Source organism: Telmatobacter sp. DSM 110680 (assembly GCF_039994875.1).
Lineage (GTDB): Bacteria > Acidobacteriota > Terriglobia > Terriglobales > Acidobacteriaceae > Telmatobacter.
Genome location: NZ_CP121196.1, coordinates 5,837,409 through 5,850,568, shown reverse-complemented (window position 1 = coordinate 5,850,568; position 13,160 = coordinate 5,837,409). Strand labels below are relative to the sequence as shown.

Sequence of the window (13,160 nt, the reverse complement as noted above, 5' to 3'; positions counted from 1 at the left end):
TTGCGACTTACATAGCGGCCATCGCCCAGCGAGAATGGACGGCTTGGCACCCAGCATACTCGATGATACCGCCAAACAGGGCGAGGCTCTGATGCGCGAAAGTCGGCTCCAGTTTCGGGGTATCGAAAAACATCGGTAAGGTTTTCCCCTATAGGTGTGCGAGTCTGGCGTATACTCACACCAATTCGCGACCCGGTAGGTAAAACTTCATCGGGTCTTTTGCGAAATCGGACAATTGTATGACTCACGAAGGGTTCAAGCTTAGGATTCTTTTCGTTGATGACGACTCAGCACTCAGAGAAACATCAGGTCTCATCCTAAAGTCTTTTGGCTACGATGTTCGGACTGCCGAGGATGGGTTTCAGGCACTCGTTGAACTTCGTTCTGTGCTTCCCGATTTGATTGTTTCTGATTTGCGGATGCCTAACATGAGTGGGTTCGAGTTGCTGTCAATCGTTCGAAAGCGATTCCCGCATATCCCTGTCATTGCTATCAGCGGAGAATTTTTCGGGCAAGGCACCACTGCCCCTCTTGCCGACGCATTCCTGATGAAAGGACAGTACAGGCCGGAACAGATGGCGGCAAAGATTGTAGAGCTAATTGAGGAGTCTCCCCTGAGACCGCATGTTCCGAAGCCAGACAAGGCTCCCGTATGGGTTCCGGTTAACGGAAAAGGCTATTTCGTGCTGACGTGCCCGGCTTGTCTTCGGTCATTCTCCGAACCACGCACAGAATTAGCCGATGCGGCTTCTGAAGCTGAGTGCCCAGCTTGCATGACCAAGGTTCGCTATATTCTTGACGTTCACTCCTGCGGCCACAACTAACCTTGTGCTTCGGGACTGAAAGTTGAGGCATCCATTTTGCAACGTCCTTGGGCAGGAAATGTCAGTTCAAACTGTCAGGTCTGTTCTGTGCAAGCCAAATTCAAAGCATTAGCCAACCGAAGGCGTCGAGTCCGGTCGGTTGGAGTGGCTGCGTGTGCGGTCTGAGCACTTGTCTCGCTTTCGACGGACACTGGCTGATTTCTTCACCCAAGTATGGCGCAGTAAATTGAAATGGCTAGAGACGGGTGAGCAACTCGAAATGAAGGTTCCCACATCTTTTCGGCTATGGCGAGAACAGTGCTTCCTCCCTACTTGACGACATTAGGCGGCGTCAAATGCTGCTCAGCGTGTCAGCACCAATTCGACCGCAACCCGCAGCCATCCCTCGGTGCTGCTTTCCGCCAACATGTCGAAGAGTTCCATAGGCCGTCGAAAGGCGTGAACGAGGCCAGCGCAAACCAATTTTGGCCTCCTGAAAAGCCGTCCAATTGAAGCTGTGGGTTGGTCATCTCCTCATGCCGCAGTATCAGAGGCGTGCCCATATCTTCAGAGGTGTTCACGGGGTCAGGCAGATGAGCGGTCATACTCTAATTACGGGGTTTTACTGGATGCAGGTACGCCGGGTTCGCTCAAACTTGCACTCATTTCGACTGCATTGAGAATCATGGCATAGAGGAGCCTTGCCGGGAACTTGGCGTATTTGCCGTCCTCAAACGTGATGATTACGCCGTCTCTCGTCCTCAACGCTTCGATGATGCGCGGATTGACTGAATTCACTTCCATGTTGAGAGTATCTCTTTTATTAAAGAGAAATTCAGTTCTCCATCCGACACAAGAACGCCGAAGTCAGGGAAGGGCCTGCTTTTTCGCCGCTTGAATGCGCCTGCGGGGCTCCTCCCCCAGAGAAAGCCCCGGACTGCCGGGGTTGGGTCAGCAGTTCGCGCAACTCATAAAGCTCTCAACTCTTCCGTTTGTCTGGTATCCCTTGAGACATGCCCCCTGCTATTTACCCGATAATCTGAAACCGCTTGGCTCATCACGCGATAGTGTTCAACAAGCGACGGGTCGCAAACGTGACTGTCCTCTGCAATGAAAAGGTCTGGTTCGCATGTGCTCTGCGCGATGGTTCGAAAGCAGCTTGGGCAGATTGAATCGAAGGTGCCATCATCGTTGCGACGATGGGCAAATGAGAAACGTTCTCTGTCCAATTCGTACATTGTATTTCTCTTCAAACTAGGGGTTGTGATGTAGACGAGTGTGACCCTAGAAAGGTGAGATGGCAATGCACAAAAAGTAACAGGTTACCCGGCTGAATTATCACGAAGGCGATTCCAGCCACCCATGCGCCGGATTGCATTGCAGGGCATTTCACCGAAGGTGGGGCGAAACAGAAGGCGGTTTCCGGCAAACAGGTCATCCGACCTGTGAATTTCAAGCTGACCTGTATTTCGCTAACCTGAGGCAGATTTCTTCGATACGGAGGCGTCTCTCGTCATATGCGTCCGCTTGATCTTGTGACATGCGGATGTAGGGGGCTATTTGAAATGCTTCATACTGTTGCTTGACGAGGGTTGCATGTTCGATCGTTAGGGCGTTCGCCTCATCGGGAGTTGGTTTTTCGGTCTTTGGCATTCGGTTGCAACTATAAATGTTGAACCCGGAGCCCCGTGGATTGACCCACTACCAAAGTAAAAGGAGGAGCAGGCTTTTTCTAGGTCGGGTATACAGTTCCCTTCAAAAGCCAGCTATCCTTTGACTTCTTTCTGCGTGTGGCGTGCGTTGGATTTTTTGGATTTGCCAACCCACGTGCGAGCCTCGATTTCCGGATGAATTTGCGCTACGTGAAGACCGAATTGAGATGAGAACCATGCAACATTCTCGATTGGGTCCGTGATGCGTGGTGTGCCCTGCGGCATTCGTTCGCCACACAGAGAACATTTCGCCGAGATGGGGATGCTGTTCTCGTCGTATCTCGTCTGTAGCGTTGGCGTCAGAGGCATACGGAGATTTTAGTCCCTTACCGAACCTTCAGCTACACGCTTCACCGCAAAAGGATTCTGTCTTCTCGTCTGACACTGCGATCGCTCTTCTTGAAGGTGGTCCGTCTCTCGCCAGAGTTGCTCCCAGATGAACGTTCGACCCAACAAGATGAGCAAAATGGAACAGCTTTGAAAGTGCGAATAGCAATATATTTCTGGTCACACTGAGTTGTTGCGACCACGGTCACGCTCTTTATCGAACCTGGACTCATGAGGGCAAAGCAAATGGCGACAGTGACCCCGCTGCCAGTTGGATACGAATTGGCAGGTCTTAGCGCAATCGGGAAGCGGCTTGTGAACGAATTCCAGCGCAAACATCCCCTGCTGTGTAAGCCCAGTCAAGAACCCTCATATAGATATTTACATTTAGGCTCTCCGGAGCAGAATATTGTCTTGAAAAAGCTTATCGCCGATGTCGTTGCCCGAGACCCAGAATCAAAACCAAAACTCTGGGCAAAGCGGAAGGTAGCGGAATAAAATGTGCGGAGTCGTTGGGCCAAGCAGAAAGCAGCAGCTTTGCCCTTTTGTACCGGGATTCGCATTCTAGTTTTAGGTCAGCAATCTTCAGAATCAAAGGGCAAGGCAATATGGCGAAAGTGACTAAGAATTCAGTCGGACTCGAATTCACAGCCCTAAGCGCGGTCGGGATGCAATTGGTAAACAGATTTCAGCGGAACTATCCCGAACTGTGTATGCCGAGTTCGAACCCGTCGTACAGATTTATACGTCTGGGCACTCCGGATCAAAATGTCCTATTGGGAGACCTTGTCGCCGAGGTCGTTGCTCGAGACCCATACTCAAAACCAACATCCCCAACTTTCAAAACACGATCGCTCACATTTCCCTGAGTTTTCTTCTACGCAGCCGAAGGCGATTGGGGCACCCCATCAAGTTCGACCCAGACACCTTGCCAAAATCGAGTGCGCTAGACTGCCTTGGAGCGCATTCGGGGTCTTGGGAATTCGGCCGCAGCCCGAACAGGGGCGATTGTGACCTTTCTCAATCTTTGGGCGTCCGACTAGAATCGGTCAAAGGAAATGAGTTGAGGAGAGTTCGGATGGGTTTGCCTGATTCTGATGGCCCCTTTAAACTACGTGCGACGAGCGGAAAACACGATGGCGTGTGGCTCGAAACGCTTGATGTATGGCAGGGCGATACCCCGGTGGTTCACATTCCAAATTGGGAATTGGTGTTTCGCAATCGCTCAGAATACCGATTCGTACCAAACTTTACGAATGCTCAGCAGTTTGCATATCGCTACTCGTTCCGAAAACTCGTCGAAATTCATCGAGCTATTTTGGCAGAACTGCTGATTGAGACAGAAATAATTGCTCGCCCACTTGGACGAATCGGTGGACAGTAGCAAGCCCTCTAGAGTGGCCGGTGCCGTTCTGAGTCTCCGCGTCTTCAAGAACTATTCATCGAAGCGATTGGGTCTAATTCTCGACAACGGGTGTCAAATGTACCCGCACGGTCGGGATTTGCTTCCGGTCATTGACACCCATATGCTCCACTGCATCTATTTTCCAAGTGATTCCATGCCTTGAGACAGTATCGCCATTAGTAAAGTTAAATAAACCGTGCGCATCGAAGTCCATTTCGTCCGGCTGACCATCACCATATGTGTAAACAATGTGTTTCACGCTTCACCCATTGACGACGAGTGAGAGGATTGTACGCTGTAACTACCTTCCATGCCCGAACCCCATTTCGTCAGCAAATTTGGGAGTGGGTGGCGGCGGTGGCGGCAGGTTCTGAGATTAGACTCCGGTCTTTGCATGACTCGATTTTTTCATAAAGTAGGAAATCACAGGGCATTGACTTCGGCAATAGCGTGAGCCTTTGGTCTATGGGTGAAGCAAGCGGCACACAGTACTGGCCGACCCTGTGTCGGCTTGAATGGAACGGTTGTGTCGCTTCCGCACTCTGAGCAGGTGACGTGACTGTCGATTCGAGGCCGGTCTCCGCTGCCCCGCCTCTTACCCTTGCACTGTTTGCAGTGTCTCGGCTCGTTAGTAAATCCCTTTTCTTGGAAGAACTGTTGTTCTCCCGCAGAAAACACGAACATTCCGCCGCAATCGGCGCATTTCAACTCCTTGTCAGCAAAATTCATAGTCTCTCCAGTCGCGTGGGGGTGAAGAGTCAAAGTGTGCTCCTGCTCTGGGAGAAAGGTCAACTGAATTGAAGTTGGCCCGATTATTGCGAAGTGGACCGCAGTAGCTCAATCTTCGTCCTCGACACGATTGAACATGTTCCTCGTCCATATCGCTCCTAACACCTGTGAGCATCTCCCAGCATCACCGACCCATCAAAACCAATAGGTACCCTTTAGCAGAATTTTTCGGGTTTATTCATTGAAGCTTGGAGAAATAGAACAATGCGCCGTAGACGATATGACCACACGAAGCTAACGGTTTGTAAATCTTATGAGCGTTTGCGACGGAAGTGGCAGTCTCTAGTCGATGGAACCGCGGCTCAATCGGACAGTCTGTCGGTCGATAAAGACGCAGCGATGACTGCCCAGCAGAAGATGGTCGAGCACCGCGAAAGCTGTGAGGCTTGCAAAAAAGAAGACCTCGCACTAAAAAACGGGGAAGTCCCAACAGCGGCCTATGCTGAGGCTAGTTAGATATACTTTCGGGATGACTATAGATGCAATCCTAGCCTCGATTGACGCTGAAATCTCTCGACTTAAACAAGCTCGTACTCTGCTATCCGGGGATGGAGCGAAGAAGACTTCTATACTCCCGAAACGGAAGAAGCGCAAGATGAGTGCCGCCGCCAGAAAGAGAATTGGTGACGCGCAGAGGGCACGTTGGGCAAATCAGAAGAAGTCAGCATAGCTTGGTCGGGAGTAAACCGTGAATCCCAAATATTACGACTTGTACTCCGGGCTTGTGCGGCCTCACGTCCTTCATCACGCGAGTCGAGAGCCGGTATTCGGCCTTGGCATGATTCAGGAACTTAATCGTCACGGATACAAGCTTGGGCCGGGCACGATGTATCCGCTCTTGCAGGGCATGGAGAAAAGAGGCTGGCTTAAGTCTTCAAAACAGAAAGTGTCACAGCGAAGTCGCCGGGTGTATGTTGCAACACATGCGGGACGACAGGCCCTAAAGACCGGCCAAGAGCGGGTACGCGAGTTGTTTGAAGAGATTACGGCAGACGCGGTGACAAGCAACGCATCACTGAATGGATGCAGACACATAATGTAAATGTGTTCGACGAATTCGATGAAACAAGTCTCGCTCCATCGTTGCCCCGACGGAAACAAGGTCAACGAATGCTCTGGCAAACAGACTTGACTCATAATTGACCAGCGCGAGTGCGAGAGCAGTAGAGAATGCGGCAATCCCGACAAACCACGCGATTGCTGCCAGTGCGGGGGAGTCCGCCGCATAACCTTCAAGCTGAGCCGCCGATTTCTTCTCTTCTTCATCATCAAATCCAACGTCCACAGGTCGTAGGCCGCAAAGCTTACGCACTGTAATCCGCCTCGACTTCACCTGTGTTGTGTCGAGTCGATTACTTTCGCCCGATCTCAGGAATGGCCGAGAGCCTTCCGAATTTCGGCATACAACTCATTGAACGCCTTAATTTCAGAACTCGCGTAGGGCGGTTGAAACTTATTTGTCGATGTGAACCCCTGCAGAAAACGTTCTAGGTGCCTTGCGTTATCCTCGTTTAGTCGAATCTCAATTGCTTTCTCCATGAATCCTCTCCATTCCAACACATTATTCTTGTGATGTTTTTACTGCTATGCATAAGGACGTGGAGTTATGGAAAGGTGAAGTGCGGGTGCTAGTTCGTCAAAACCCGGCTCAAATACACCCACCAGGTCGGAATGAGTTTGCGGTTGTCTTAGTCCTAGTATTCGATCGATTCAACTTTCCAACTCGCACCATGCCTTGAAACAATATCGCCCTGCTCTAAGATCTGGGAACCATGGGAATCAAATTCCATTTCGTCCGCCTGATCATTGCTGTATTTGTAAACAATGTGCTTCAAGCTTCACCCATTGACGACTACTACCAGAATTGTACGCTTACAAATATCACCCCATGCGCGGCACCCACTACATCAGCCAGGAATGCAAGCAGAAGCGCCATCAAAATTGCGACGGCTACGTCCTGCGCAAGGAGCGGAACGATCACGAATGTGAATGCATGTGCCACAAACCACAACCGGAGGAATGAAGGAAAGCGATATACAAAAGCGATCCTTGAAATGGCTCATTCATAAAGTAAACCGGTCGATTGGGACGGAAGCTTGAAGCAGCGCCAATGATGATCTTTCATCGACATCTTCAGCGCAGCACCATTCGACCACAACCTCTAAAGAATGCGATGACTCAGCTGTCTGAGCCTTCAATATGTGATCTCCAAAACAAGGGTCAAAGTTCTGAAAAATGCCGTGTTTCAGACAGAGGCCATTCTGCGGAACCCAAAAGTGACACTGTGATCTGAAGGGTGGCTGAGCATTCTGAACCGTGATTTCAGGCCTATCCTTGGGTCACAACCAGTGCTCTGCACCGAGTTGTTCCGCTCGCGCCCCAGAAAATCAACATGTCGCTATTCAAGCAAACGCAATCTCCAGCTTCCATCACATCTTTCTGACCCGCTGATTCAAGCTGTAGACTCCCCTCTAAGACGTAAATAACACCGGTGAACACCTTCCCCACTTCCGCCATCGTCTCAGTGTGCTTTGGCGGAAAGTCAACTTCTCTCGCAAGAATAGGAAAATCTGCTTTTGCATTCAGCGGAAACTCCTTCATCGTTTCCTGCGTTCGCCCGCGTCTCGTTGCAACTAAGCTCCGCGTGATGGACATTGAATGCTTCTTTGTCTCAGCAAAAAAGAAGCCAAGTCCGACGCCATAAACGCGGCAGATGGTCGCTAGCGTTGTGAGAGTCGGAATCATGTGACCGGTTTCCAATTTAGATAAGAGCGCAGTCGATAAGCTTGTCTCTGCTGCCAAGCGCGATAGGGTCAAACCCTTTTGCACGCGAAGCGTATGAAGCTTGAGACCAATGGAATAGATATCAACAAGCTGTTTCGCTCGCCGAGTACCCTTTTCCATGCTCGCCTCTCCTTTTTCGATTTGACCGTGCATTACAAAATCAAGTGGGGTCTCGCACGAACCGCTGGTGCATAAACGGAGGCCTCAACGTGCAACAGCCCTGCGTTCAATGGGTAGCGTGCGACGTTATGACTGTACGGTTGCCTTCTATCGGCATGATGTGACGTCGCTCACGATAGTGGACTAGCGTTCTCGATTCAAAAGATGAGTGAGCAGCTGAACTAGTTTTTTGGCTTGATATAGACGCTGTCTTTCCCGCACTTCGGACAGCGGATGTGCTCACCATCTATATGCCGCAGTTCGCTTGGTGGAATCTTGTACCCGTTTCCAACCAAGCACGCTCAGCAACATGTAAACGGAATAGCTCACGCCGAACCATAGCGGATTTCGGGCCGTGAATAAGAGGATTGTGAGAGCTGCTGCAATCGCCATCCCAATGAATGTTTCGTCGGGGATTCGGTATTCGAGCGGGTCCAAGAAATTGCACATGATGTCGAATTCCTTATTGGCTACAAATATCCATCCGGCTGTGAGAAGGGTCGCTACCGCTAAAAGAACTAAGTAGAGTTCGTTATTGAGTTCGCGCGGCAGAGACATGATCCTGAGAAACTCGCTTCGGAACACGCCAATCCCCACGACGCCCAATATTAATTTCGTTCCCCATTCAATTACTCGACGAATGTGAATAGCACGTGTCTGTGTGACGGCTGTCGAATAGACCATACTTTCCCCCGCTCTGGCTGGTTGCCCAAGCTAGATAGAATCTGCGGTTCAAAGGAGGCGCAGGAATGGCAACAATCTTAGCGCATCTCTGCTCCGTTTTGGAGAGAAAGGTCGTGGGCGCATGAAATATGTGGGGGAAGAACGGTTTAAGAGTACACTTCATCCAATATCCGTTAAGAACAGTATGAGAAAGGAAAACTATGAAGCGAATATCAGTGTGTCTTGGAGTAATCGCCGTTCTCGCGATGACCTCTAGTTGTAGGTCCCAGAAACTTACGCGTGACGGCGCAAAGGATATTCTCGACAAGGTGGGAATCTCAAATCAGTTTCACCAGATTGTCCTAGGTCCCGATGAGGCCTCGAAGTTTTTGCATATTGATCCGAGTACGGCCCAAAAATTGGCGACCTTAATGGACTTCAATCACTTTAAGAGTTGTCTCCCCGACAGTTCTGACATCCGATTGGCATCAGGACAATATGTGCTTTGCATTGGATATATTCCGGCCGGCGTGGATGCCCAACATCCTGGCGTGATGTTGCCACTCACCAAGCCCGTAGGTTGGAGAATTGTTGAGATTACTGGCATTTCAGCCGATTCGAATGCCTCGAATGACAAAGTTGCCGAGTATACATGGAAGTATGACTTATCGGATTATCCGCATGATGCCGAGTCCATATTCAATCCCATGCCTCCTGCACAAGGGAAGGCGCTTCTACGGCTTTACGATGATGGCTGGCGATTCGTTGAATTCCGTCCACATTAAACCTAGAGCAATCCAAGTCAGTTGCTTCCCGATTTCACTCCATCTCTGTTAACCAATGGGCGTCCTGTCATTCTCGGACGGGTGCAACCTAATGTGCGACGATGCCCAAATTACCGAACTTTGATATGGACGCCGAAACTCGCTGAGCTTAAGGAGACGATTCGCGAGTTGTTTCCGAGTACTACATCAGCTTGATATTGAAGCAAGTGAATGCGTTGCGTTCTTGAGAAGAGCGCGGAATATGGGAGTAGCAGCAACAGTTGCCCGCATCATAACATCAGCGTAGAAGTGCAAGGGTGGCATCAAAAATAGGGTCGAAGTTTTAGAAATCCGGTGAGCTTTTGATGGCGGCCATTCTACGGAAATCGAAAGCGATATTGTGTGGTCAAGGGTGGCCTTACAACGCGCACAAGAGGAGGAACTTACATGAAGATTGAGGGACTTCCCTTCGACGCATATCCCGGTGGGGGTCGAGAGCAACTAGAACAGAGACCGGGGTTCAACACACGCCATGCTGATGCCCCGGAGTTCATGAGAATCACCGGAGTTACAAACTGTGCTTATTGTGGATTGCCCTTTACTGCAAGATTTGAAGACTGGCTCACGATGGTGCTCGACCACGTTGTTCCGCAAAGCGTTTGCAAGAGCATGGGAATTGACGCGATTTGGGTGTGGAACTATTCGAACGCCGTATTGGCCTGTGGAGCCTGCAACGGCTTCTGCAATCGTTTCAAAGTCGAAGTGGATTGCACTGTCCCGAAAACGCTGCCTGAGTTCTATGACCTTAGGGACAGAATCTTCCTTGAGCGGCGAAACCTAATTCTGGCGAGGCGGGGGAAGGAGCGGACATACTTCGATACGAAGCCTTGGGATTCAACGTTTCAACAAACTGTTTTGGAGGTCGGAGCTGAGGGAGGCACCCTAGCCATCGTAAGGCAACGAAACCAACGCGGGACTTGGGAGTACTGGACGCTCCGTGACGAAACGACAATGCTGGACGTGTTGCCGAAAGACGAACTCGGGGATGGCGTTGCGTTGTTTGAGCAATCAGCCCACGTGGACAAATTCGAAGACGCTTTGCTTCGACTTGATAAGTACCCTTGGTTTCGCTTCGTTCCGACGACAGTCAGTGATGAGTTCACCGATTTGGTGCTGTCTGAGGTTGAGAAGCGGGGCGGCAAAGAGGCAGTCATTGAGTGGAGTGAGCGGCTCTATCGCCCCCAAGCGAGATTACTCCCATGAATTGGAATCCAATGCCAATTTTATCGGATGAGCTGTAGTTTAGAAATTGCGCAATTGACCTCTTCTTTCAAGGTAGTGCAACGCTGTTTACCGAACTGCTCGATGCCAAAGGTGAAATCACAAATGCGAGGGATTCTCGTTCGAGTCGGAATTGACCAAGCCTACGGCAAATGGAACGCTCCTGTGAATGTGCTCACGGGGAGCTTTGTGTTTGTTCCGATTCCTGATGGTCCCAAGAAGGTATGCACTCCGGGCCGTGCTAAGCGTTATGAGGAAGTGGTAGAGCCTCTCGCCGAGTTTGCGCGTATAAACAACCTCGCAAATTTGCGTTTTCCTGATGAATTGTCAGCTTGTAATATGCACCTCGATCCAGACTTTGAGCATTTGACCTACGGTGACAACGGCAAGCGCAGAGGCGCAGGTGTTGCATCGCTTTCCAGAGGAGACATCTTGGTCTTCTATGGAGGTCTCAGGTCAATAACGCCGCCTCATGATTTGATCTACGGCTTGGTTGGTCTATACGTCATTGATGAGGTTATTAGGGCTGTAGATGTGCCGAGAGCGCGGCGAGATGAAAACGCGCATACGCGTTGGACAGTTGTCAGCGAGAACGATGTCGTGGTTCGTGCAAGAGCTGGCGAATCAGGGCGCTTCGATCGTTGTATTCCAATTGGCAGTTGGCGAGACAAAGCATATCGTGTGCGCCCTGAGATTGAACATGCATGGGGAGGACTCAGTGTAAAGAACGGCTACATCCAGAGAAGTGCCGTCCCGCCTGAGTTCAAGAATGCTAAGCAATTTCTCACTTGGTTCCAAAACCAGCACGTTAACCTTTTGCAAGAAAGATTTTGACATGACTGAAGATCGCGTGTTCATCGTGCATTTGCGCCGTCCAAGGTCCAAGTGCGACCCACGTAGTGACCCATTTTGGGAGTTCGGCAGCTTTGGCTTAACCGGGTGTCATGCGATGAACCTTCTGAATCCCAAAAGCGCTGACCGTCTGAGCGGTGCGAGACTGGCATTTGCGCAGGGAGGGCCAAAGGGCACCCGATTGGTGCATCTCACACCGCCGATAAGCGTTGTGGTCCACCCAAACATGGTTGAAGCAACTTGGAGGCCTGTCGAAATGCCTTTTCGCTATGAAAAAGCCCCTAAATTGGCATGTAATGCTGGTCGGAGTGATTTTCCTGAATTGGAGAAATTTCTCACGCATGGAAACAGAAGCACTATAGAAGGGCAATTCTCAAGTGCGTTTCGCAGCAGGACTACGCAGCTCGATGGCCTGATCGGAAAGGAACTCGTTCGCGTGTATTCCAGAATGCGGACAACTTCACGAGAGGGAATATCACAAACATATACAGACGCTTTGCCAGCCAGACTCAGTACTATCAACGAGGATCGTCATGCTTGCTATGACGAGCATCTTGAATCGGCGCGTGGCAAAATCGAACGGGCAAGATGCAGTTCGAAGAGCCGAGGTCATTGCTAAGCGAGAGCTGCTCAGTGCGAAAGAATTTGGTGTGACGCGGGAAACGATATACAACATATTGACTGCGTAGTCCGTATCACAGTTGGGTTTCAGTCCTAAAGTCGCTGTCGTTAGCATCAATCGGCAAGAACTCGAAGGTTCTTGGGTTGAATCGCCGATATAGGGTAAGGGTGCGAGTGATGTTCAAATCATCCACATATTTAATATTGCCCATGCACATTATCAGCGGTTTCTGGCTCTTTCGCTCCTTGTCCTGATCCATATGAGCCGTCTCCGCGACCATCGCCTTCACAAGCTCGTCATCAATTGGGATGTTTTTTACATGTCCCTGACCGGGCTTCAGTGTCATCTTGCCGAGAGAAATCGCGCCTTCCATTATGTCAGTGTTGTAGTCCACGGTCTTGACAACAATCTCACTACTGTCAATGTGCGCATCTGACCCTCCACTGTTCTCAATGGCGAGAAACACCTTTGTTTCTTCTGGATATTTCGGATTTTGCAATAGGCCCATTGCTCTAAGGCCCCGAACGGTAAGGATGGGACGAAATTGTAGGAGGAGCGTTCTCTTGGAGACATCAAGAGTTTCTCGTATCGCCTTGGTCTGGGACCAAAGCATGACTAACGTACATGCCGCTATCGGCACGCCCAAAGCACCGACGATGAACAAGAGGATGTTAGGAACGTTTTCGGGCTGCCAAAATCGGTCCCACCAGCTTTTCTCCTCTTTGGGAGGTTCCTGAACAACCAGTTTGGAGATCGTGACTGTCGGCGCTTGCTCCGTTTTCTGCGCTGAGGGCTGGTCACGTTTCGCGGCAGGAGCCTTGGCTGGCTCGGCAGAGAGCGTCAGCGTTGCGCACAACGCAATGAGCAGCAGAATGCTCCTGAACATGATGGCCAAACTCTACCACGAAGGAGGGGCGGCGGATTTGGCAATTTTCGCGGATAAGGCGTAGTCCACTTTATCCTGCGTTCATGCATTATTTCGACTTGTCACCCGCAAAC

At 50.5% G+C, this 13,160-nt stretch carries 13 protein-coding genes; 6 read left to right on the top strand and 7 right to left on the bottom strand.

What is annotated here, in order from left to right:
* The first annotated feature begins 239 nt into the window (after window positions 1-239).
* Complete coding sequence (locus P8935_RS24165) at window positions 240-824, top strand: response regulator (RefSeq protein ID WP_348262873.1); 585 nt, start codon at window positions 240-242, stop codon at window positions 822-824.
* Window positions 825-1,415: 591 nt separating this feature from the next.
* Here the strand turns inward: P8935_RS24165 and P8935_RS24160 are convergent.
* Together P8935_RS24160 and P8935_RS24155 are read right to left on the bottom strand one after the other, a co-directional pair.
* Complete coding sequence (locus P8935_RS24160) at window positions 1,416-1,607, bottom strand: hypothetical protein (RefSeq protein ID WP_348262872.1); 192 nt, start codon at window positions 1,605-1,607, stop codon at window positions 1,416-1,418.
* 962 nt (window positions 1,608-2,569) lie between these two features.
* Window positions 2,570-2,824 (bottom strand): hypothetical protein, encoded by a 255-nt coding sequence (locus tag P8935_RS24155; RefSeq protein WP_348262871.1) that lies wholly within the window; start codon window positions 2,822-2,824, stop codon window positions 2,570-2,572.
* A gap of 1,096 nt (window positions 2,825-3,920) precedes the next feature.
* Here P8935_RS24155 and P8935_RS24150 point away from each other — a divergent pair.
* Window positions 3,921-4,226 carry a hypothetical protein gene (locus P8935_RS24150; protein WP_348262870.1) on the top strand — a complete coding sequence of 102 codons (306 nt, stop codon included), beginning with the start codon at window positions 3,921-3,923 and terminating at the stop codon, window positions 4,224-4,226.
* A 444-nt stretch (window positions 4,227-4,670) separates the two neighbouring features.
* Here P8935_RS24150 and P8935_RS24145 read toward each other — a convergent pair whose 3' ends face one another.
* Window positions 4,671-4,976, bottom strand: coding sequence for a zinc-ribbon domain containing protein (locus P8935_RS24145; protein ID WP_348262869.1), 306 nt, complete (start codon window positions 4,974-4,976; stop codon window positions 4,671-4,673).
* A gap of 748 nt (window positions 4,977-5,724) precedes the next feature.
* Here P8935_RS24145 and P8935_RS24140 point away from each other — a divergent pair.
* Window positions 5,725-6,078, top strand: coding sequence for a PadR family transcriptional regulator (locus tag P8935_RS24140; protein WP_348262868.1), 354 nt, complete (start codon window positions 5,725-5,727; stop codon window positions 6,076-6,078).
* On the opposite strand, the gene P8935_RS24135 is transcribed toward P8935_RS24140, so the two are convergent.
* The 3 genes from P8935_RS24135 to P8935_RS24125 form a co-directional block, all read right to left on the bottom strand.
* Complete coding sequence (locus P8935_RS24135) at window positions 6,049-6,348, bottom strand: hypothetical protein (protein ID WP_348265384.1); 300 nt, start codon at window positions 6,346-6,348, stop codon at window positions 6,049-6,051. The two genes, P8935_RS24140 and P8935_RS24135, sit on opposite strands and share 30 nt — an antisense overlap.
* A 1,016-nt stretch (window positions 6,349-7,364) precedes the next feature.
* Entirely contained in the window at window positions 7,365-7,940 is a 576-nt protein-coding gene (locus P8935_RS24130) for a helix-turn-helix domain-containing protein (protein ID WP_348262867.1), read from the bottom strand.
* Window positions 7,941-8,219: 279 nt separating this feature from the next.
* On the bottom strand, window positions 8,220-8,537 hold the full coding sequence (locus P8935_RS24125; protein WP_348262866.1) for a hypothetical protein: 318 nt from the start codon (window positions 8,535-8,537) through the stop codon (window positions 8,220-8,222).
* Window positions 8,538-8,863: 326 nt separating this feature from the next.
* On the opposite strand from P8935_RS24125, the gene P8935_RS24120 reads away from it, so the two are divergent.
* The 3 genes from P8935_RS24120 (at window position 8,864) to P8935_RS24110 (ending at window position 11,521) form a co-directional block, all read left to right on the top strand.
* Entirely contained in the window at window positions 8,864-9,427 is a 564-nt protein-coding gene (locus P8935_RS24120) for a hypothetical protein (RefSeq protein WP_348262865.1), read from the top strand.
* Between the two features lie 426 nt (window positions 9,428-9,853).
* Window positions 9,854-10,669 (top strand): HNH endonuclease, encoded by an 816-nt coding sequence (locus P8935_RS24115; RefSeq protein ID WP_348262864.1) that lies wholly within the window; start codon window positions 9,854-9,856, stop codon window positions 10,667-10,669.
* A 102-nt stretch (window positions 10,670-10,771) separates the two neighbouring features.
* A complete protein-coding gene (locus P8935_RS24110) occupies window positions 10,772-11,521 on the top strand; it encodes a hypothetical protein (RefSeq protein ID WP_348262863.1) in 750 nt (249 codons plus the stop codon).
* A gap of 713 nt (window positions 11,522-12,234) precedes the next feature.
* Here the strand turns inward: P8935_RS24110 and P8935_RS24105 are convergent.
* Window positions 12,235-13,047 carry a hypothetical protein gene (locus tag P8935_RS24105; protein WP_348262862.1) on the bottom strand — a complete coding sequence of 271 codons (813 nt, stop codon included), beginning with the start codon at window positions 13,045-13,047 and terminating at the stop codon, window positions 12,235-12,237.
* Between the last annotated feature and the right edge of the window lie 113 nt (window positions 13,048-13,160).